Origin of the sequence: Cysteiniphilum litorale (assembly GCF_003428165.1) — a bacterium.
Taxonomy (GTDB): domain Bacteria; phylum Pseudomonadota; class Gammaproteobacteria; order Francisellales; family Francisellaceae; genus Caedibacter; species Caedibacter litoralis.
In genome coordinates, this window is sequence record NZ_QLIQ01000001.1 from 50,350 (window position 1) to 71,372 (window position 21,023).

The window sequence follows — 21,023 nt, forward strand, 5'->3', positions numbered from 1 at the left end:
ATACTGTTGTTGAAGAGACAATCGTCATTGTGGAAGATGAAAAAAATCATACCACTGAAGTCAAGGAACATATTGTTGAAAAAACGGAAAGTTTAGTGGATGATGCTCAGGTTGAAGATAATAAAGAAATTAAAAAAGCTGAGTCGGTTGGAAGTGATGCAACAGCAGAAGCACATCCCAAAGCATAAGAAAACATCAAAAACATAAAACCTAAAAAATAAAAATATAATGATCTCACGTTACACCCTGTTTATTGCTGTACTATTTATTGGCATTGTTGCCTTACAATACGATTTTTGGTGGAGCAAAACAGGTTTCTTTGCCACGCATGAGCTAAATGGACAGGTAAGCGTCAAGCAGCAAAAAAATAATGAGCTTTTAGCGCGTAATATGCATTGGTATGCAGAGATTGTCTCTTTGCGTCAAAATGACTCCGTGCTTGAAGGCATGGCGCGTGCTAATCTTGGCTTTATCAAAAATGGTGAGGTTTTCTATCAAATCGTTACACCGCAGGATAAAAAAGTGGCATTACAGGAAGATAGTCAATGAAACGAATTCTAGTGATCCCGGCAAGTGGCATTGGTAGTCGCATGAATCATGATATTCCAAAGCAATACATTAAACTGGATAATGGTTTATCGATTCTCGATACGACGATTGCACGCCTATTAAGTGAACCCTTCTTTGATCTGGTTGTGGTGGCGCTTGACTCAAAAGATCGATACTGGAAAAACTCAATTCATATCAGCAACGCGCGCATTAAGATATGCGCCGGTGGCAAAGAGCGTAGTGATAGTGTGCGCAATGCCTTGATGGCATTGAAAAATGTCGCTAGTGATGATGATTGGGTTTTTGTACATGATGCCGCAAGACCTTGTGTGCGTTTAGATGATATCAGAAGACTTTATGCGGCTATCCGTGTTGAAAATGCGATTGGTGGGATTCTCGCCACCGCAGCTCATGATACCGTTAAAGCTGTTGATACGGAGTTTAATATCGTTAAAACACTGGATAGAAAACAGATTTATCTTGCGCAAACGCCACAGGTATTTCGCTATCGCAGCTTATTGATGGGCTATTATTTTTGTCTACACAATAATATTGTTGTAACGGATGAGGCATCTGCAATTGAAGCGCTTGATCATCAGCCTATTATCATTGATGGCGATAAACGTAATATTAAAATTACGACACCAGAGGATCTGGTGCTTGCCAATTATTTTTTATCAATGCTAAGTTGAGCCGGAATATTTTCGATATGTAATGATCTTTGAGGGAAAGGGATCTCAATATCATTGTCATCAAAGCAAAGTTTAGTCTGTTCGGTTAATGCCCATTTAGTTTCCTGAAAGTCAGCGCGCTTTGTCCAATAGCGAACCAGTAAATTAACACTGCTATCAGCCAAAGCATCAACACGAATAATAGGGGCTTTATCACCTTCTTGAATAATGTTTGCATTGTTTGTTACAAGCTCTTGCAATAGCAATTTTGCTTTCTTTAGATCGCTACTATAGCCAATACCGATAATGAAATCATTGCGACGAAACTCGTTGTTAGAGAAATTAGTAATAATGCGTGAAGTCACTAAGCTATTAGGCACTTTGACTTCACGACCATCGGTCGTGCGTAGTGTGCAAAAGACAAAGTTAATCGCCTCGACAGTTCCTGTTGTGCCGCCCATATCAACAAATTCACCGATTCTAAATGGGCGTGTTGAGACAATCATAATGCCTGAAACAACGATATTAGCAGAGGTTCTTAATGACATACCAATACCAACAATAAGTGCTGTAATTGCGGCAGTTAGTGGGGTAGTGGATATACCCATTTCACTCAAGGCAATCAAAATAACAAAGATAACCAGAAAGATATGCAATATCTGCATTAAAAACATCGTTACCGCTTTGTCTAGCTTGGTTTTAAATAGTAGCTTTTGCGTGGTTGATCGAACAACTTTGGCAAGAATAAGTCCAATAACAAAGATAATCAGCGCAAGAATAACACTGGGTAGGTGTTCTAAGATAAGCGATATGATCCATTGAAAATATTGATTAATATTCTGTGTTTGAAACTCCATAAAGTCAGTCCTTTAAGTCTAAAGATTTATTGATGAAGCTAAAGTTACAGAAAATAGTAAATAGTGCAAGTGGAAATGTGAATAAGTCTAAGCTAAGTACCTAAACAACGGGTGAGGGGAAAATTAAACACCAATTTTATCATCAAAGGCGATAATATGATCGCGACCGGTGAAGTTAAAACCATGCATAAGGGCTAGATCAATAATTTTGGGGTAGGCTTTAATCATTTCCTCACGAGTGCTCCCCGCGGGCATTAAATACACTTTATCTTTTGGGATATTAAGGGTATTAATCAAAGATTTTATTTCTTTTAAACTCTCATCACTATCATCGCACACTGGCTTTAATTGATAGTCATGGTGATAATCAATCATCTGACGCATGGCAGTAAGATTTAAGCGATATTTGTTATGTTGATCAATCAGCTTTTGATCAACAATAGTGCCTTTAGGTGTTTTTATACCTAGCTTTGGAATGCTGTTAGTAAATTTAGGTGACAGGCTTAATAAATCAATCGGATGATCGGTTTTTATAAAGTGTGAACCTTCGGTTTCTAGTGTCACAAATAGCTTATGCTCATGTGCCACATGCATGATCTCATTAATCAATGCCGGATGCATGGTTGGCGCGCCTCCTGTGAGCATGATTTCTTTGATGTCAGGATATGCTTTGACCATGTCGATAATATCGTTAAAACAAAACTTGCCTTTATCCGCATGAATGCTTGAGTACCATGTATCACACCAACCACCATGTTCACCGAAGTGGCAGCGATGCGTGCAACCCGTCGTGCGAATCGCAAATGAGGGGTGTCCACGGCGTGATCCCTCACCTTGTAAACAAGGGTAAAGTTCAATAATCGGTAGTATTTTATGGTAATCATTAATGCGCATAATCAACCTCAACGGCGCCAAGGTTTTTGTTATTCTCCATGACATCGACACGAAACAATGTAACGCGATTATCACTATGCTGCTGTACTAACGGATTTAAGGTGTTTAATACAAACTCGGCAATGCCCTCACAACTGAAGTATGGTAAGGTGCGTAATTGTAATAATCCTTGTTGCTCCAATGCTTTAAATGTCTCAAGGGCTGGATCTTTTTGTGACAGAACAACGGTGTGATCAAACATATAATGAAACCACTCTTTAGCCGTCATGCCATCAATGGTGTGATTTTTATCTTTAAGCCAGCCAAAATCCCAGACCCAGTTATGCTGATCGAGTGATTTAGCAGCAAAATGTAAACGAAAAGAAATGGCATAACCATGCAAAAAGCGGCAGTGTGAGTGTTCAGCATTCCATTGGCGAAAGCAAGTGGAAAAGCCATCAAGATATTTTTCAACTCGATAAATCATTATGGTATGATACTTTGAATTTTTGAGCACTATACCATTTGCTGTTGCTTTTATAAACTTTTGCGTTGAAATTAGGGAATGATTTGGAGAATAGAATGAGTAATGAAATAAAAAATAATACAAAAAGCATAAAAAGTACAAAAAATAAATATGCAGTATTGTCGCTTTCAGGTGGTATGGATTCATCTTCATTGATGTTGCGTTTACTGGCTGATGGCTATGAGGTGACAGCAATTTCATTTGACTATGGTCAAAAGCATAAAGTAGAGCTAGAGAAAGCGTTGAGCCTTACTGATTACTTAAAACAGCAAGGTCTTAAGGTCAAACATCATACCATCAACATCGATGGTTTATCGCAATTGTTACATTCAGCATTGATCAGTGGTGGCGAGGATGTACCGACTGGGCATTACCACGAGAGCAATATGCGTCTAACCGTTGTACCAAATCGCAATAAAATTTTTAGCTCAATCATTCAAGCTGCAGCATTATCGATTGCCGAGGCGCAAAACACCGATGTAATTATTGCGATGGGTGTTCATGGCGGAGACCATGCAACCTATCCTGATTGCCGACAATTATTCCGTGATAAAGATTATGATGCCTTTATCGCAGGGAATTGGGATGCTGAGAAAGTCACGTATTATTTACCATATATCAATAGCTCAAAGACTGATGTGCTACGCGATGGCATGCGCGCTTGTGAGGCATTGGGATTAAAATATGAGGAAGTGTATGAGATGACGTTTACCTCCTATATTCCGGTTGAACATGACAATACGATTTACAGTGATTATCAATCTGCTTCATCAATTGGGCGCATTGAAGCATTTTTGAACCTGGGGCTTCAAGATCCTGCCGCTTATGCCGATGAGTTGGGACCTGTGACTTGGCAAACCGTCAAAGCGCATGCTGAAAAAACGCTTGCGGAATTTAAAAAGCAAGAAGTTTAAAGAGGACAGCTACCGTACCCTGAGCGAAGTCGAAGGGTGTGTTTCCTTTGTGTCTTGTAGTGACTTCGACGATGCTCAGCCAACGATGGGTAGTGAAAGTGGTGGGTATAACCACCGCGCTTTAGTAATGATGTATACCGCTAGCACCTCTCCCCTTGCGGGAGAGGTCGTGCAGCGTAAGCTGCGCGGGTGAGGGGAAGTTAAGTCTTAACTTATACTTCATTTATTACTCAAGCGAAGTCGAAGGGTGTGTTTCCTTTGTGTCTTGTAGTGGCTTCGACGATGCTCAGCCAATGGATGGATAAGTTGCTTGAATGAAATGCAAAAAACAAAAAGATAAAAAACAAAAAATAAAAAGAGTATTGAATGACTGAATATACTTTGCATCTGCAAAAAATGAAAACCTCACTAGATCATGATAATAACGCCTGCTATCAGTTGCATGATATCAATATGAATGACTTGTTGGGTAAAGCAATTAAGCTTGAGTTTTTAAATGAAATACATTGTGTTGCCTGCGGGCGATTAACCAAAAAAAGCTTTAGTCAGGGCTATTGTTTTCTTTGTATGCGTAGCTTGCCTGAGTGCGATACTTGTATTATTAAACCTGAATTATGTCACTTTCACGAGGGGACATGTCGAGATAGCAGCTGGGGAAGTGAGCACTGTATTAAGCCGCACTATATCTATCTGGCAAATACTGCCAAGGCGAAGGTTGGGATTACGCGTGAGAAAAATACGCCCGCGCGTTGGATTGATCAAGGTGCGGTACAAGCTTTACCGATTATTAAGGTGAGTGAGCGTTTGTTATCAGGGCTGATTGAAACCAAGCTTGCGAAACACTTAGCGGATAAAACCAACTGGCAGGCAATGTTAAAAGGGCAGCCTGATACGATTGATTTGTTATCAATAAAAAATGAAGTGCTCCTAAAAGAGCATGATTTTATTGAATCACTTAAAACACAATATGGCACACAGTCAATTGAGCTGATGAATAGTGAAGTGATTGATATTCATTATCCTGTGCTTTCATATCCGCAGAAAGTTAGCTCACATAATCTGGATAAAAATCCATTGGTTGAAGGCACATTATTGGGTATTAAGGGGCAATATATTATCTTGGATACAGGGGTGATGAATATGCGCAAGTTTGCCGGATATAAATGCCAATTGGTGGTGTAATTAACAATAAGCTAAATTCAAGGAGGAAAAATGAAAATTTTACTAGCAGGAGGCTCAGGGTTTATTGGTCAAAACCTTGTTCATCATCTTAAAAAACAAGGTTATTGGGTGTCATTATTAAGCCGTCAAATACAAACAATCGAGGGCTTTGATGAATGTATTACGTGGCAGGACATGACGACGACAAAAATCACACAATTTGACGTAGTGATTAATTTATGTGGATTTGGCATTGGGGAGCAGCGTTGGCGCAAATCAGTAAAAGACAAGATAATAAACAGCCGCGTTGAACCGACTGAGCGTTTGATTAAACTTATTGCTGATCATGATGTGTGGTTGATTAATGCCAGTGCGATTGGCTTTTATCCCTTCTCTGTCAAAGAGCAAGATGAAACACATATTATCCAAAGAACTAAAGCAAATAGTGGCTTTTGCCAATATGTTGTGAATCAGTGGGAGGCGGTGGTCAATCGCGCACGTTTACGCCGCAAAACTATCGTGCGCTTTGGTGTCGTGCTTGGTAAAGGTGGTGTGCTTGACAAACTGCTGCCAACTGCGAAAAAGGGATTAGGTGCTATGATTGGCAATGGTCAGCAGGTGATGTCATGGGTGCATATTGACGATCTGTGTCAGGCGATGGTCTTTATCCTTGAGCAAAAGTGCACAAATACTAATATTAATATTACCTCGGGTAATGCCTGTAGTCAGAAAGTATTTATTAAGGCGTTGACAAAAGTGCTTAACAAACCCTGTTATTTGGTTTTACCGCAATGGTTGGTGAGATTAATGTTTGGGCGAATGGGTAAGGAGCTGCTGCTATCTTCACATAATATCTCAGCGAAATACTTACAAGAAAAAGGGTTTATGTTTGAATATCCATATATTGAGATGGCATTGATGGATTTGTTGGAATGACTTTTTAGTTTTTTACCGCAATATAAAGTAACTGCTGTTGTGACTCGTTTTCTTGGCATACCTTAATCTTAATTATCTGCAGCTTTATTGATTAAAGAATAGACTATATGATTCAACCGGCAATTCTAGTTGTCGTGACTGGTAAAGCTAATTGCCACCTAATAACCATTTTTGAAATTTAGAAACCAATATGCGAAAGATTAAAAAGAGGCATTATTTGTACAGATGATTTGTGGCGATGATCGTGCCATTTATGCAACCTATATCGATGGTGACTGCTTTTATTAAGTTGATGAGCAATACCCTAAGGGAGTGTTCTTAAATAGGGCGGCGTTCTTAAATGAGATTAATCATCAAACGAAAATAGCTTAGATCACCTTTAAGGAGTTAAGCATAATTAAAAAACAACAGAAGGTGATAATTACCGGCATGGGTGTTAGTTGTTTGCGATCTTGAATAAGAACAATCACAAACCAGCTAACCATGCCCCAAACAATACCTTCTGATATTGATAAGGTCAATGGCATGAGAATAATTGTCATAAAAGCAGGAATCGCTTGCGTTAAATCATCCCAATGAATTTGCTTAACTGAACACAGCATAAAGCTGCCGACAATCACAAGTGCTGGTGCGACAACAAAAATCGGCACCATCATCACTAAAGGTGCTAAGAATAGGAATGGCAAAAATAATAAGCCAACAACGACAGCGACTAAGCCTGTGCGTCCACCAACAGAAATACCTGTGATTGATTCAACATAAACAGAGGTTGGTGAACTGCCAAAAAGACCAGAAGAGGCTGAAGCAAATGAATCTACAATCAGTGATTTTTTAATGCGAATTGGTTGACCATCTTTATCAAACCAGTTGGATGCTTGTGCTAAGCCAATTAACGTTCCTGTGCTATCAAAAATATTAATAAATAAGAAAGTGAAAACTGCTGGAATAATAGCAATCTTAAAGCTACCCAACCAATCAATTGAGAAAAATAGTGAAAAATCAGGTAATGAGAAGATATGATCAGGTGTGTGCATGATAATGTGATCACCAAAGAAACGTCCCACAGGAAAAGAGATAACACACCCTAAAATGATCATAAGTAAAATGGCTGCTTTAAAGCGGTATGCTAAGAAGATAATAAGTGCAAAAAAACAGATTAAGAAAATTAAGGTTTCAGCGGTTAATGGCGCGATTTCCAATAAACCTGATGGGGCTTGATGGATAAAGCCTGCGTTATAAAAACCAACCAAGGCGATAAATATGCCAATGCCTGCGCCAATGCCGTGCTTCACGCCATCAGGGATGCCTGCAAGAATTTTGGTGCGGATATTAAAAAGTGCCAAAAGGGCAAAGATAACCCCAGACCAGAATACAGCGCCTAACGCTACCTGCCAGGGGATTCCCCATGCTTTAACAATAGTGTAGGTGAAAAAGACGTTCATACCCATGGCAGGCGCTAGCGCGTAAGGGTTTCTTGCGTAAACGCCCATGGCAATAGAGGCAAAGGCTGAGATGATGACAGTACTTGTTACCAATGCATTCTCAGGCATGCCTGATTGAGAGAGAATCTTGGCATTAACAACGATAATATAAAGCATTGCTAAGAATGTCGTGACACCAGCGATAAGCTCAGTGCGCAGCGTGGTGTTATATTTAGTAAACTCAAAATAACGGCGTAAAAAATGTAAAAAATTCATAGTGGATTAAAGCTTGGTTCCCAAGCGCGCTATTGTAGCATGAAATAAAAAACATGCTATGACACGAATAGGTAAAAAAACTTTATTTTAGGCAGAACTTACTGTTGAGGGACAGGCAAAACTGGCTTATCATGCATGCGTATTTTGTCAAAACAAAACAGTAGGTTAAAAATGCACTACAACGAGAGAACGCAAGCGGTTATTCAGAAGTTAACAAGCATGTTCAATGAGAAATTTTCGTCACAGGATGCCTCAATACTCGAATCCCTATTAAAAGCTTATGTACGCGTGATATCAGAAGATGAACTTCATCAGCGTGAGCTATTAGATTTATATGGTTCGATTATTTCTTTTTGGAAATTTATCTACAAAAACCCCGAGGGAAAAGCACTGATTCGCGCATATAATCCGGTATATGAACAAAATGGCTGGGTATCACGTCATACCGTTATCGAGCTAAGTTGTCAGGATTCCCCTTTTATTGTTGATACGTTAATGATGTTGATGTCATCGATGGGGCTTGGTATTCATTTTATGATGAATATTGGTGGTATTGATTTAAAGCGTGATGCTAAAGGCAATCTTATCTCATTAGCTGACCGCATGACAGATGATAAAAATGCTACGAGCAAGGATAAGACGTGTTTAGTGATTATGGAAGTGGATCGCCAGACAGATGATAAAAATGCGCTTAAGGCGATTGAGCAAAAAATTGCTGAAAATTATAAAAAACTGCAGGCGGTTGTTCGTGACTTTGAGCCGATGAAGGCGGAGTTGCAAACGATGATCAAAGAGGTGCATCAACCTAAAGATAAAGTCGCACAAAACTATTATGAAGAAGCGATCGACTTTTTAGAGTTCTTAAAGAAAGATCATTTTATCTTTTTGGGTTATTGTGCATTTAATGCAACAACGGTAAAAGGTGAAAAGGCATTTGTTGCCGAGAAATCCTCGGCATTAGGTTTGTTCTCAGTTAATGATGATTATATTACAGCGTTAAATGATATCTATGAGAAGAATCTAAATATCAATAAAAATGTCGATGCCATTTTAACAGTTGCGAAATCCGATGAGATTTCTCCGATTCACCGTCCTGCGTACATGGATATTATCTCAGTGGCAATTTATAACAAAAAAGGTGAAATCACTGGTTATAAGCGCTTACTGGGTTTATATACATCAACAGCATACCACTCATCACCACAACACATTCCTTTTTTGCGTTTGCGTAAAGAAATGGTGTTAAAGCAATCGGGCTTTAGACAGTTTGGTCATGCTTATAAGGCGTTAAGTAATATTATTGATACCTATCCGCGTGATGAGTTATTTTTAAGCTCAGATGAGGAGTTGTTTAACACAGCCCTTGGCATTTACCATATTCGTGAGCGTCAAGTCATGAAGTTGTTTGTGCGCAAAGATCAATTTAGCCGTTATTATTTCTGTATGTTATACATGCCAAGAGATCGTTATAACTCAGAAATCAGAGAGCGTGTTGAGCGCATATTGTTAAAGACGTTGAACGGTCAACGTATCACTTTTAAAACAAACTTCTTAGAAAGTGTATTATGTCGCATTGATTTTACGGTTTATCTTGATGGTAATAAGCCGGTAGATCATGTTGATTTAGAATTATTGGAAGAAAAAATCAAAAATGTTGAGCGCCAGTGGAGCGATTATCTATTTGATGATTTAATTGAAGAATTTGGCGAGAACAAAGGTCGATCTTATGCCCAAGAATATGCGCATGCCTTTTCTTCTGCTTACAAAGATGACTATATCCCACGCAAAGCAGTTTCGGATATCCTGCATTTTGAACAGGCACGCAAAAATCGCCTATCGATGAGTCTATACCAGGTACTTGAAGAATCTGGTGATCGTTTACACTTCAAATTATTCTTAAAAGATCAGGCAGTGCAGTTAAGTCAGGTCATGCCGATTTTAGAAAACTTTGGTTTATCCGTTGCTGAAGAGCGCCCTTATAAAGTTAAACCTAAATCAGGTGGCTTTGTCTGGTTGTCTGATTTTGCTTTATTGACCAGTAAGCCAGTTGAAATTGCTGAAGTAACCGATAAGCTAAAAGAAGCATTTGCGGTTACTTGGGCAGGTGTTGCTGAAAATGATCGATTTAATTCACTCATTGTTTATGCGGGTCTTGATTGGCGTGAAGTGGCAATTGTGCGCGCTTATACGCGTTATATGACACAAATTGGTGTGCGCTTTAGTCAACAATATATCGAAGATACGTATATCGAATATGCTGGGATTGTTCGCCTGATGGTGTTATTATTTGATGCTCGCTTTAACCCTATTTATGAAGCAAAAGAGCGTGAGGTCATAGCAAAAGATATTCGCGAGATATTGGCTGCAAAACTCATTAACGTTGCAAGTCTTGATCAAGATAAGCTATTACGTCGTTTACAAGAGGTAATTGAAGCAACACAAAGAACGAACTTTTATCAAAAAGATGCGCATAATCAACATAAGGAATACATTTCGTTTAAGTTAATTCCATCAAAAATTTCTGAAATGCCAAAACCTGTGCCAATGTTTGAGATCTTCATGTATTCGCCACGTGTTGAAGGGGTTCACTTGCGTGGTGCTAAAGTCGCGCGTGGTGGACTACGATGGTCAGATAGAAAAGAAGATTATCGCACCGAAGTATTAGGCTTGGTTAAAGCACAGCAAGTTAAAAATGCGGTTATTGTGCCATTGGGTGCCAAAGGTGGCTTTTTACCAAAAAGACTGCCAATTCTAGAAGGACGCGAAGCGGTGATGGAAGAAGCAATTAGCTGCTATCGCATGTTTATCAGCTCATTGCTAGATATTACCGATAACATTAAAAATAATGAAATCATTAAGCCGCAACATGTCATCTGCTATGATGAAGATGATCCATATTTAGTGGTTGCGGCAGATAAAGGTACGGCCACCTTCTCTGATATCGCCAATAGTGTAGCTGCAGAGTACGATTTCTGGTTAGGGGATGCCTTTGCTTCAGGTGGTTCTAATGGTTATGATCACAAGAAGATGGGTATTACCGCGCGCGGTGCCTGGGAGTCGGTCAAACGTCACTTCAGAGAAAGAGGTAAAGATACCCAAACTGAGGACTTTACAGTCGTTGGTATTGGAGATATGGCAGGTGATGTATTTGGTAATGGTATGCTATTATCCAAGCATATTCGCTTAGTGGGTGCCTTTAACCATATGCATATCTTTATTGACCCAAATCCAGATACCACTTCAAGCTATAAAGAAAGAAAGCGCATGTTTGATCTGCCACGCTCAAGCTGGGAAGATTACAACCAAAAGCTTATCTCGCAAGGTGGTGGTATATTTAGCCGTCAATCTAAGAGCATCCAATTAAGTCCTGAAATGCAAGCACTGCTAAAAACAGATGCGATTAGTCTCGAGCCAAACAAACTAATTCAGTTATTATTGAAAGCAGATTATGAATTATTGTGGAATGGTGGCATTGGTACTTATGTCAAAGCGCATACCGAAAGCAACGAGGCCGTTGGTGATCGCGCTAATGATCCAGTGCGCATAAATGGGCGTGATTTAAACTGCTTGGTTGTTGGTGAAGGCGGTAACTTAGGTTGCACACAGTTAGGGCGTATTGAATATGCCTTAAAAGGTGGCTCGATCAACACTGATGCGATTGATAATGCTGCGGGTGTTGACTGTTCAGATCATGAAGTAAACATCAAAATCTTACTGAATATGGCGATTGAAAACGGTGAGTTATCTGAAAGTAGCCGCAATAAACTATTGGCTGAGATGTCTGATGATGTCGCGCATTTGGTGCTGCAAAATAACTATGGTCAAAACCGCACGATTGCTAATGAACTGCAATCACAAGAGCGCTATTTTGTTGAATCATATGCACGTTTGATGCGTGAGCTTGAGCGCAAAATGCAACTTGATCGTGAGGTTGAATATTTACCAACAGATAAGATGCTGCAATCACGTGCGTTATCAGGAAAAAGCTTAACAGCGCCTGAGTTCTCTGTGATTATGGCGTATACCAAGACGATGATTAAACAGCAGATTTTGAAATCTGACTTACCAGATGATCCGCACTTTAACTTTTTCTTATTGTGGGAATTTCCAACGGTGCTACGTGAAAAATATGCTGATTTAATGCAAGGACATAAACTAAAGCGTGAAATTATTGCCACACAGATCACCAATGCGGTTACCTTGCATATGGGGGTTACCTTTATTCAACGTCTGTATGATGAAACAGGGGCGTCAGTTGCTGATATTATCAAAGCGTTTATTGCTGTGGTTGAGATCTTCTCTTTGGATAAACTGTGGCAAAAAGTTGAAAAATTAAGTGGGCAAGTAAGCGCTGAAAGCATTCAGAAATGTTTACAGATCTTATTTAGATTCGTGCGTCGTAATTGTCGCTGGATTTTACGCAATGAGCCCAAAGGCTTCCCAATCTCTGAGGTGATTGCTAAGTATCGACATACAGCACCTAGCGCATTAAAAGTCTTCCCAAGATTGTTAATTTCATCAGAAAAGCAAAAGATTGAGGATAAAGCGACGGCTTTAATTGATGCAGGTGTGCCAAAAACAATTGTTGATCAGGTGTTATCATTTAAGATGGCAACATCCGTGATGGATTTAGCGCATAGTATAGAGATCTCAAAGGATAGTAAGTCATTTGAAAAGATTGCTATATTGCTTAATCAAAAGCTATGGTTATCTTGGTTTAGAAGTTGTATTAATCACTTAGGTGGTAAGCAATCGTACTGGGGTACGTTATCAACATCGGCCTTACGTGATGATCTGGATAAAATGCAATACCGTTTGGTCAGACGTGTGATTGAATTCACCAAAGATATCGAAGATGTCAATGGCAAAGTAGAGCACTGGTTGAGTACCAACAGCAGTTATTTAGCACGTTGGAATGGACTTATCGAAGATATGCGTACGGATGAGCCAAACTTTGAATCAGTCAATATCGCCTTTAGAAGCTTAAGCGATTTGGCGCGCTCTCATTAAGCTTTAAGTTTGATAGCGTTAAACGCTATCAAGCCTTATATCCTCTCTTATATTTATCTTACAAATAGCACTAACGACAAACTGTAATTCTATTAAGCTTTAGTGTAGTATTATGCCCATTCTTATCAGGGTTAATAAGACAAATAATGCAAAGCAATTTACAAAAAGCACGCGTGTTAGTTGTAGGTGATGTGATGTTAGATCGCTATTACTACGGTTCAACAGAACGTATCTCACCTGAAGCACCGGTTCCTGTGGTACATGTTAAAAATATCCAAGATCGCGCAGGTGGTGCTGGTAACGTCGCTTTAAATATTACCTCCCTAGCAGGAGAAGCTGGAATTTGTGCGATGGTTGGGCAGGATGAGCCAGCACACATTTTAAAAAACTTTTTAGCGGATCAATCAATTCGTAGTCATTTGATTGAAACACATTTACCAACGATTACAAAGTTGCGTGTCCTATCGCAAAAACAGCAACTATTGCGTCTTGATTTTGAAGAAGGTTTTGCACAAGTTGATGACGGTGTGCTTTTCAACAATGTTGTGGCAGTACTTCAACACTATAATGTAATGGTATTGTCAGATTATGGTAAGGGAACATTGCACGATGTGCAAAAACTCATAAAGCTTGCGAATAAGCAGCAGGTTGCAACGTTAGTTGATCCTAAGGGGAATGACTTTAGTATTTATCAAGGTGCGACTTTAATAACACCTAATCGCAAGGAATTTGAAGCGGTTGTTGGTAAGTGCCACACTGAAGATGAGCTAATTGCGAAAGCGCATCAATTAATAGCGAACTGTTATTTAGGTGGACTATTAATTACTCGTAGCGAAGAAGGCATGACGTTGGTGTTAAAAAACGGTGAGGTAACCACGATTCCTACCGTTGCCAAAGAAGTCTTTGATGTTACCGGTGCCGGTGACACCGTCATTGCAGTGATGGCAATGGCGATTTCATGTGGCTATGACTATATCTCAGCGATGCGTCTGGCGAATGCCGCGGCAGGCGTTGTCGTTGGTAAAGTCGGTACAGCAACATTAAATGCTCAAGAGTTGCATGATTCACTTCATGCACAAGCGAGTGTACACAAAGGGATTTTAAGTCAAACTGAGCTTAAAAAAGCAATGAGTGAAGTTCATCTTCAAGGTGAGAAAGTCGTCATGACCAATGGCTGCTTTGATATTTTGCATGCCGGGCACGTTGAATATTTACAAAAAGCGCGCGCTTTGGGTGATCGCTTGATTGTCGCTGTCAATACCGATGAGTCGGTTAAGCGCTTAAAGGGTGACTCTCGACCATATGTCAGTTTGCAATCACGGATGGAAGTGCTTGCGGCATTAGGCTGTGTCGATTGGGTGGTAGCTTTTGAAGAAGATACCCCCAAGCGGATTATCAGTGAGCTATTGCCGGATATTTTGGTTAAGGGTGCAGATTATGAAATCGCGCAAATTGCAGGAGCCAAAGAGGTATTAGCCGCAGGTGGCGAGGTTAAGACCATCACCTTAAAGCCTAGTCACTCGAGTACGTCGATTATTGAGAAAATAAAAAATCAAAAGTAGAAACTTATACCTTTTTACAACACCTTAAAGAATAAAAGGAAAAAACAATGCGTCCAAGTCAACGCCAAACCAATGAAATGAGAAAGTTAACGATAATTCATCAATTTACCAAGCATGCAGAAGGTTCTGTGTTAGTGTCTTTTGGCGATACCAAAGTATTATGTAATGCCTCGGTGTTAAAAGAAGTGCCTAAGTTTCTAAAAGATGCCAATCAAGGTTGGTTAACGGCTGAGTATGGTATGTTACCGCGCTCCACTCACTCAAGAATGGATAGGGAAGCTGCCAGAGGTAAACAATCAGGCAGAACGCAAGAAATCCAGCGTTTAATCGGTCGTGCTTTGCGTGCCGCGGTGAATTTGAATGAGTTTCCAGGAATTACGATAAAGGTAGATTGTGATGTCTTGCAGGCTGATGGTGGCACAAGAACGGCTGCGATTACTGGAGCGAGTCTTGCGATTGAAGATGCCGTGAAATATATGCAAGCAAATGGACTTGTTAAAGAAGATGCCAAACCGATTCAGGCACATGTTGCTGCCATTTCAGTTGGCGTCTATAAAGAAACTCCCGTGCTTGATTTAGACTATGCTGAGGATTCAGATGCTGATACGGATATGAATATTGTGATGACGCATAATGGTGGCATTATCGAGATTCAGGGAACAGCTGAAGGCACACCTTTTTCAGAAGAAGATTTTGCGCAAATGCTTGCTTTAGGTAAAAAAGGGATTAATGAGATTTTCAAGCAAACGCGTAACCTACCGTAGAGGTGTATTGCAACTCAAAAATAACGAAAACTCCGTAGGGGCGTATTGCATACGCCCACTAATATGCAAAACCGATAGGCGCGTACTGTATACGCCCTAAAAACATTGGAGTAAAAACCATGATTCGCCTAAGCCCTTTATTGCAAGCTTTTCTAAGTGTCGAGAAAAACAAAACGGTACATGCTGCCGCAGAGACTCTTTTTTTGACACAAACTGCGGTAACGCAAAGAATAAAACAGCTTGAAGAAAAACTTGGCGCGTCACTTTTTATCCGCTCACGTAAGGGCATGCAATTGACAGAAGAAGGGCAGGTACTGCTTAGGTATTGTCATGATATGCAAAACTTAGAAAACAGCTATTTGCATAGCTTAAATATGAGCGAAAGCGACAATATTATTGCTTTGAAACTGGTATCTTCCTCGACATTGATGAAAACACGGATTGTCAAAGTAGTGACAACCATTGCAAAGTTATACCCGCAGTTAAGGATGCATTTGCAGATTCAAGATATTGAGGCGCGACATGAGTTGTTAAAAACAGGGCAAGTTGATTTAGCAATTGTTAATAATAAGCAAGTTTCAAAAGAGATGTGCACTAAGGCGCTATCTCCAGAGCGTTATGTCTTTATCGTGCCTAAAGCGTGGGTAAAACGCTCGATTAAAGACGTTGTACTTCATGAAAATATTATCGATTTTGATAGCAGTGATGATATTACGTTTTCCTATTTGGCAAAGTATGACTTATTGCAGTTTGCACGCAAAGACCGACATTTTATTAACTCTCCTGATCAATTAGCGCAATTGGTTGGTTTTGAGCTTGGCTATACGGTAGTTACTAAGCAATTCTTTGAGCAGTATTGTGATCAGACAAAAGTGGTTATTCTTAAAGATAATTGGTTTTATGATCATGAGATTTCATTGTGCTGGTATGATCGTGGTGTGTTGCCGAGTTACTTTAAGGCGTTAATTGATGCGATTAACTAATACCTGAAATGGCTTCGACTAACGCTCAGCCAACGCATAGTTTAAAATCCAGATTCTTTTACCCAAAGGATAAGCACCTGTTGCCATAAGCGTGCCGCGAGTGATTTGCGCTCAATATCAATAAACACTTTACCTCTGACAACATGGGGTAATTCATAAGGTAAAGGTGAGCTAAGCGTCAATAAAATTAAAAACACATTTTCCTGTGGTGTGAGTTTGCCTTCTTTATCAGGGTTAACGGCAATACTTCCACCAAAATTTGACGCGTGATATGCACTTAATGGAGCTGCTTCATGGATATAGCTTAAGTTAGCCTTATTTTCATTCTGACTTTTGAAAACACTTGAGTGTGAGCTTACAATATATCTAATCTCAACGGGTATTTTAGCAAGATCAATATTTTCAGGAACAAAATAGCCCTTTTGATTAAGCTTTAACTGATCCTGATCATCCGCCGTTGTATACGCGCGTAGCTGCAAAGTTTTGTTATTGACAATAAGCATTAATGCTTGTTTTGCTTTAAGCCAAGCATCAGGGTGCAAATCCTCGGATAATGACTCCACAACACCATCAAAAGGTGCCGTAAAGACTAATTTATCCTGTTGCTTTAATAATTGATTGAGTTGGGTGTTCGTATGATTAATTTGTGTTTGTAGTACCTGCTGTTGATCCAATTTTGTTTGAAAGTGGACACTGTTTCTTTGTTGCCAAATAAGTTGCTTTAGTTTTTCATTAGCTTGGGCAATTTGAAAATCAAGTTGATCAGACTTAAGTTGCGCTAAGAGTTGCCCTTTTTTTACGCTTTCTCCTTTTTTAACATTGACAGATATCACGCGTGCTGCAATTTCGGTATAAAGCGGCTTGGTTTGATAAGACAAGGTTGCCGGCAATGAGATCTGTGACTGCCAGGGGATAAAAAATAAACCAATTAGAATAAGGATAATGACCGAAAAAATGAAGGTGTTTTTATTAAGTGATATATTGCTTTTCATGCTCCACCAGACTTTTAGTTCGCGATAAATCGGATGTAAAATAAAATAAACAATTTCAATGACAAATAAGATGATGCCTAATGCCTTAAAAAATAAATAATAGACCATGATCGCAATTCCTAAAAAGAGCACAAAGCGATAGATCCAAGTCAATACCGCATAGGTGATCAAAATACGTTGACGCGTTTGAGAAAATTGCTCAGGTGCAGGCATATTAAGCCCAAATAATACTTCACGCAATTTCCATTTAGTCAATGCAAAGGCACGGGTTTGCAAATTACGCATGCTTAAAACATCGGAAAGTACATGGTAACCATCAAAGCGCAAAAACGGACTGATATTAATGATATAGGTGGTCATTAAGCTGTAGGTTGCTAGGAAAAAACAAATACTTTTAATCGCGCCTTCAGGCATGAGTAACCATGCGCATAACGCAAAGATTGCAATATATGTCTCGGTGATAACACCTGCTAATGCGATAGTCACACGCTCTTTGGGATCGTTGATTTTCCAGCTCTCACCGGTATCGGTGTAAAGCATGGGAAACATGACCAAAAAAGCGACCCCCATCGTTGGCACATTCAATGCATATTTCTTACACATTAATGCATGCCCTAGTTCATGGCAGCTCTTAGCAAGTATTAGTGCGATACCATAAAGTATAATATATTGAATGGAGAAAAGCGCAAAAAAAGTGTGCGTAAACTGATCCCACTGTCTCAATGTAAAGATAATGGCAATAATGCCTAATAGCATCATGCTAAGTGCGAAACCTTTTCCAAGTGCAAAACGCATGTAAGGATAAATAGCATTTAAAAAACGATTTGGCTTAACCAAAGGGATACGAAAGAATAGGTAGTTTTTGGCAAGCCATAAAAACCAGTTCATCTTTTTGGGTGTTTGCGCTTCATTAATGCTCTTCATGGTACTAAAAGATTGTTCAATCAGACAGTTTTGTGATAAAAATTTTAGGATTTGTGTGATGTCATCTGCGCTAACTTGCGCTAGTGAATTTGATTTGACCGTATTAATTAACTCATCAGGCGAAATATTCTGCCAAAAGCGCAGTATCTCGTGCTCGCGCCAACCAAGATGGAAAAAGCGATTATTTAGAAGATCCTGAACAACCCATGTTGGACTATTATTAAAGTCCATACCACCTTTTTGCAAGACAACACCTTCACGTAAGGGCGGGAGAATCTCTGGTAATTCTGAGTTCATCGACATTTGCATAATTTACCACCCAAAAAACTGTCTTAAGGTTGTGATTGGTTTACGGAATAAGTAATAAAATAAACTAACATTACTGCCCATTAGTTTGGCAGTTCCTTGGCTGCCAATCTTAGGTATATCTTGATCTGAGTTAATACGTGCAATCACTTGATAAGCCAAAATCTGTGATGGTGTAATCGTTGCTTCAAAACTTGAGTAATCAATAATGCCATAAACAGGATTAAGTGGATCAGCATTTAGGAATAACTTTACCTTATCACCTTTGTTAAAATTAATGGCATCAGCAACAGGTAACCAGATTTCCATTTCAACCTGTTCTGGGGTTGCTACTTGCATGACATTCTCACCCGTGACAACGGGTTTACCAAACCATTGATTCGGGGTATCAATAATCGCAATACCATTAATCGGGCTTTTGACATCAGATTCACTTATCAGATGTGCCGTATAGTTAACTTCAAGTTGCTTTTCTTGCATAAGTGCTTGCAAAACTTGGATTTCAGCGCGTTTTTGAATGTCTTGATAGCTGCTTTGAACCGCTGTTTTATATTTTGCAGTAGCAGTAGCAAGTTCTTTTTGTGCAAGTTCATTAGCGTTGATCAGATCTCGCTTATCCATATCAAATAAAACTTCACCTTGGGTGACGTATTGCTCAGGCTTCACAAAGACGGTTTCAATCACGCCTTCCATTGGTACGGTAATGATCATAGGGTCTTTGGCAATAATCGTAGCAGGGGCTAATACACTTTGTGGTATACGTATAAACATCGCAAGAAATGCAGCTATAATTATGAGCCAAATAATACGACGTTTACGACTTTTAAAGTAATAGGCAAACTGCCCAAAGATGTTGCGTGGTTTACTTAAATGAAGCCATGCTTGTTTGTATGAATGGGCAATCCAGTCAAATTGTTTAAACTCATTTTCTTCTGGTAACGTGTTACTCAATAGCAGCACGCCACCGATAATTTCTTTACGGCTATTACGAAAAAAATAAAAGGTTGCATATTTAGATAAGGGCTCTAACCAGATTTTATTGACAGCTTCAACCGAAGTCTCACTATCAATGGTTTGCAAATCGCTATTTTGTGCATAATAGGTAATGAGCTTATCAATGAATTCAGTGGCAGATAGTTGATAGGGGCTTGTCTTGTTCAAACGGGTAATACCTGAGACACTTCTGATTTGGATATGCTTATTCTGCCAAGAGCTCCACACCAGTGCGCGCTGATAATCAATGACGACCTTGCTTTGATGTGCAATAAAAAATGCCAGTTCATTGAGTTTATTGATCTCTCTTAACTCTTGTTGTAAAGAAAGTAGGTTGGCTAATGTATCTTTCATGCTACCTACTCCTTGTTAACCGTTGCTTGTGTGTCTAGATCAAAATAGGCAATACCACTCATCCCTGAGAACAGCATTTGCGGTGTGAGTTTATCGGTTGTGTCTGAAGATGCTAGTTTGCCGTAGATTAAAATAGATTGGCTTGCTGGATCAATTTGCCCAACAACCTTTGTTACTACTGCCTGAAAGCGTTCTGTTGGTAGCTCATCTAACTGTAAAGTAAAAGGTGTTTGTGCCTTGATATGTTGCAGCCAGATTGAGGGAATATACATCTTAATCTCAAGCTCACGATTATCGATGATATCAATTAAGGGGTCATCCGTTTTGACGGTTTCATTTTCCTCAGCAGATTGATGGACGACTTCGCCATGATAGGGCGCTAACACCTGACATTGCTTTTGTTGGAATTTCATGATATCGAGATCTGCCTTGGCAATTTCAAACTGGCTTTTTGCTTTAGCAAGCTCAATTTTGCTTGCCGAGTTTAAGCGCATAAGCTCAGTTGTACTATCTAGTTGTGCACTAGCAGCATCAATCTCGGCTTGAGCACGTTTGCTTTTTAAATCAACCTCTTCACAATCAAATTGCACAAGCACATCACCTTGTTTGAATTGATCTCCTGGGCGAAAGTTGATTTTCTGAATAACACCAGTCATGGGACTTGATAATGAAGCTTTTTGTATGGGAAACAATGAGGCATATGTGCTATTAGATTTGTCATAGCTAATGCTTGTTGGCATAGGCTCAGCTGCATATAGCAAGCTAGTCATCAGCAAGCTGGTATAGAAAATAATAGGTCTGTACATAACGGTTCCCTGTATAGTGATGTCTGTTTTTGTCTATGTTGAGCGTAGTAATAAGATGTCGTGATAACAATGGATAATAACTTTTTCTTATGTGCGAGTTTGACGATAACAATATGGCAAAGTGCGTATTTAGTGCGTGTTTTAA

At 39.5% G+C, this 21,023-nt stretch carries 16 protein-coding genes; 9 read left to right on the top strand and 7 right to left on the bottom strand.

Annotation, left to right across the window (positions count from 1 at the left end; genetic code table 11):
* The first annotated feature begins 228 nt into the window (after positions 1 to 228).
* On the top strand, positions 229 to 549 hold the full coding sequence (locus DNJ75_RS00245) for a septum formation initiator family protein (protein WP_117001162.1): 321 nt from the start codon (positions 229 to 231) through the stop codon (positions 547 to 549).
* Entirely contained in the window at positions 546 to 1,241 is a 696-nt protein-coding gene (gene ispD / locus DNJ75_RS00250; protein ID WP_117001163.1) for a 2-C-methyl-D-erythritol 4-phosphate cytidylyltransferase, read from the top strand. Before DNJ75_RS00245 ends, ispD begins: the two co-directional genes overlap by 4 nt.
* On the opposite strand, the gene DNJ75_RS00255 is transcribed toward ispD, so the two are convergent.
* The 3 genes from DNJ75_RS00255 to DNJ75_RS00265 all read right to left on the bottom strand — a co-directional run bounded on the left by DNJ75_RS00255 (position 1,217) and on the right by DNJ75_RS00265 (position 3,437).
* Complete coding sequence (locus DNJ75_RS00255; protein WP_117001164.1) at positions 1,217 to 2,077, bottom strand: mechanosensitive ion channel family protein; 861 nt, start codon at positions 2,075 to 2,077, stop codon at positions 1,217 to 1,219. The genes ispD and DNJ75_RS00255 overlap by 25 nt on opposite strands.
* 123 nt (positions 2,078 to 2,200) lie before the next feature.
* Complete coding sequence (locus DNJ75_RS00260) at positions 2,201 to 2,971, bottom strand: 7-carboxy-7-deazaguanine synthase QueE (protein WP_117001165.1); 771 nt, start codon at positions 2,969 to 2,971, stop codon at positions 2,201 to 2,203.
* Positions 2,961 to 3,437: a 6-pyruvoyl trahydropterin synthase family protein gene (locus DNJ75_RS00265; RefSeq protein WP_117001166.1), complete on the bottom strand. Its 477-nt coding sequence runs from the start codon at positions 3,435 to 3,437 to the stop codon at positions 2,961 to 2,963. The genes DNJ75_RS00260 and DNJ75_RS00265 overlap by 11 nt, the downstream gene beginning before the upstream one ends.
* A gap of 95 nt (positions 3,438 to 3,532) precedes the next feature.
* Between DNJ75_RS00265 and DNJ75_RS00270 the strand changes: the two genes are divergently transcribed.
* The 3 genes from DNJ75_RS00270 to DNJ75_RS00280 all read left to right on the top strand — a co-directional run bounded on the left by DNJ75_RS00270 (position 3,533) and on the right by DNJ75_RS00280 (position 6,487).
* On the top strand, positions 3,533 to 4,390 hold the full coding sequence (locus tag DNJ75_RS00270; RefSeq protein ID WP_117001167.1) for a 7-cyano-7-deazaguanine synthase: 858 nt from the start codon (positions 3,533 to 3,535) through the stop codon (positions 4,388 to 4,390).
* Positions 4,391 to 4,756: 366 nt separating this feature from the next.
* Complete coding sequence (locus DNJ75_RS00275; protein ID WP_117001168.1) at positions 4,757 to 5,572, top strand: DUF2797 domain-containing protein; 816 nt, start codon at positions 4,757 to 4,759, stop codon at positions 5,570 to 5,572.
* A gap of 30 nt (positions 5,573 to 5,602) precedes the next feature.
* Complete coding sequence (locus tag DNJ75_RS00280) at positions 5,603 to 6,487, top strand: TIGR01777 family oxidoreductase (RefSeq protein ID WP_117001169.1); 885 nt, start codon at positions 5,603 to 5,605, stop codon at positions 6,485 to 6,487.
* A gap of 368 nt (positions 6,488 to 6,855) precedes the next feature.
* Here DNJ75_RS00280 and DNJ75_RS00285 read toward each other — a convergent pair whose 3' ends face one another.
* The gene (locus tag DNJ75_RS00285; protein WP_224742246.1) at positions 6,856 to 8,184 is read right to left on the bottom strand and encodes an NCS2 family permease; all 1,329 of its coding nucleotides are present in this window, start codon (positions 8,182 to 8,184) and stop codon (positions 6,856 to 6,858) included.
* Between the two features lie 171 nt (positions 8,185 to 8,355).
* On the opposite strand from DNJ75_RS00285, the gene DNJ75_RS00290 reads away from it, so the two are divergent.
* The 4 genes from DNJ75_RS00290 to DNJ75_RS00305 all read left to right on the top strand — a co-directional run bounded on the left by DNJ75_RS00290 (position 8,356) and on the right by DNJ75_RS00305 (position 16,503).
* Positions 8,356 to 13,194 (top strand): NAD-glutamate dehydrogenase, encoded by a 4,839-nt coding sequence (locus tag DNJ75_RS00290; protein ID WP_157968145.1) that lies wholly within the window; start codon positions 8,356 to 8,358, stop codon positions 13,192 to 13,194.
* A gap of 146 nt (positions 13,195 to 13,340) precedes the next feature.
* The gene (gene hldE, locus DNJ75_RS00295; RefSeq protein WP_117001171.1) at positions 13,341 to 14,756 is read left to right on the top strand and encodes a bifunctional D-glycero-beta-D-manno-heptose-7-phosphate kinase/D-glycero-beta-D-manno-heptose 1-phosphate adenylyltransferase HldE; all 1,416 of its coding nucleotides are present in this window, start codon (positions 13,341 to 13,343) and stop codon (positions 14,754 to 14,756) included.
* A gap of 47 nt (positions 14,757 to 14,803) precedes the next feature.
* Positions 14,804 to 15,520 carry a ribonuclease PH gene (gene rph / locus DNJ75_RS00300; RefSeq protein WP_117001172.1) on the top strand — a complete coding sequence of 239 codons (717 nt, stop codon included), beginning with the start codon at positions 14,804 to 14,806 and terminating at the stop codon, positions 15,518 to 15,520.
* Between the two features lie 119 nt (positions 15,521 to 15,639).
* On the top strand, positions 15,640 to 16,503 hold the full coding sequence (locus DNJ75_RS00305) for a LysR family transcriptional regulator (RefSeq protein ID WP_117001173.1): 864 nt from the start codon (positions 15,640 to 15,642) through the stop codon (positions 16,501 to 16,503).
* Positions 16,504 to 16,544: 41 nt separating this feature from the next.
* On the opposite strand, the gene DNJ75_RS00310 is transcribed toward DNJ75_RS00305, so the two are convergent.
* Genes DNJ75_RS00310 through DNJ75_RS00320 form a run of 3 tightly spaced genes read right to left on the bottom strand, consistent with a single transcriptional unit; the run spans position 16,545 to position 20,878 of the window.
* Positions 16,545 to 18,716: an HlyD family efflux transporter periplasmic adaptor subunit gene (locus tag DNJ75_RS00310; RefSeq protein ID WP_157968146.1), complete on the bottom strand. Its 2,172-nt coding sequence runs from the start codon at positions 18,714 to 18,716 to the stop codon at positions 16,545 to 16,547.
* A gap of 15 nt (positions 18,717 to 18,731) precedes the next feature.
* Complete coding sequence (locus DNJ75_RS00315; protein ID WP_117001175.1) at positions 18,732 to 20,072, bottom strand: efflux RND transporter periplasmic adaptor subunit; 1,341 nt, start codon at positions 20,070 to 20,072, stop codon at positions 18,732 to 18,734.
* A gap of 5 nt (positions 20,073 to 20,077) precedes the next feature.
* Positions 20,078 to 20,878 carry an efflux RND transporter periplasmic adaptor subunit gene (locus DNJ75_RS00320; RefSeq protein WP_117001176.1) on the bottom strand — a complete coding sequence of 267 codons (801 nt, stop codon included), beginning with the start codon at positions 20,876 to 20,878 and terminating at the stop codon, positions 20,078 to 20,080.
* Positions 20,879 to 21,023 lie beyond the last annotated feature (145 nt).

Bases quoted from the DNA above. Each gene is read 5' to 3' on its own strand.
- DNJ75_RS00245 (WP_117001162.1), top strand. From the start codon at position 229: ATGATCTCACGTTACACCCTGTTTATTGCTGTACTATTTATTGGCATT.
- ispD (WP_117001163.1), top strand. From the start codon at position 546: ATGAAACGAATTCTAGTGATCCCGGCAAGTGGCATTGGTAGTCGCATG.
- DNJ75_RS00255 (WP_117001164.1), bottom strand. From the start codon at position 2,077: ATGGAGTTTCAAACACAGAATATTAATCAATATTTTCAATGGATCATA.
- DNJ75_RS00260 (WP_117001165.1), bottom strand. From the start codon at position 2,971: ATGCGCATTAATGATTACCATAAAATACTACCGATTATTGAACTTTAC.
- DNJ75_RS00265 (WP_117001166.1), bottom strand. From the start codon at position 3,437: ATGATTTATCGAGTTGAAAAATATCTTGATGGCTTTTCCACTTGCTTT.
- DNJ75_RS00270 (WP_117001167.1), top strand. From the start codon at position 3,533: ATGAGTAATGAAATAAAAAATAATACAAAAAGCATAAAAAGTACAAAA.
- DNJ75_RS00275 (WP_117001168.1), top strand. From the start codon at position 4,757: ATGACTGAATATACTTTGCATCTGCAAAAAATGAAAACCTCACTAGAT.
- DNJ75_RS00280 (WP_117001169.1), top strand. From the start codon at position 5,603: ATGAAAATTTTACTAGCAGGAGGCTCAGGGTTTATTGGTCAAAACCTT.
- DNJ75_RS00285 (WP_224742246.1), bottom strand. From the start codon at position 8,184: ATGAATTTTTTACATTTTTTACGCCGTTATTTTGAGTTTACTAAATAT.
- DNJ75_RS00290 (WP_157968145.1), top strand. From the start codon at position 8,356: ATGCACTACAACGAGAGAACGCAAGCGGTTATTCAGAAGTTAACAAGC.
- hldE (WP_117001171.1), top strand. From the start codon at position 13,341: ATGCAAAGCAATTTACAAAAAGCACGCGTGTTAGTTGTAGGTGATGTG.
- rph (WP_117001172.1), top strand. From the start codon at position 14,804: ATGCGTCCAAGTCAACGCCAAACCAATGAAATGAGAAAGTTAACGATA.
- DNJ75_RS00305 (WP_117001173.1), top strand. From the start codon at position 15,640: ATGATTCGCCTAAGCCCTTTATTGCAAGCTTTTCTAAGTGTCGAGAAA.
- DNJ75_RS00310 (WP_157968146.1), bottom strand. From the start codon at position 18,716: ATGAACTCAGAATTACCAGAGATTCTCCCGCCCTTACGTGAAGGTGTT.
- DNJ75_RS00315 (WP_117001175.1), bottom strand. From the start codon at position 20,072: ATGAAAGATACATTAGCCAACCTACTTTCTTTACAACAAGAGTTAAGA.
- DNJ75_RS00320 (WP_117001176.1), bottom strand. From the start codon at position 20,878: ATGTACAGACCTATTATTTTCTATACCAGCTTGCTGATGACTAGCTTG.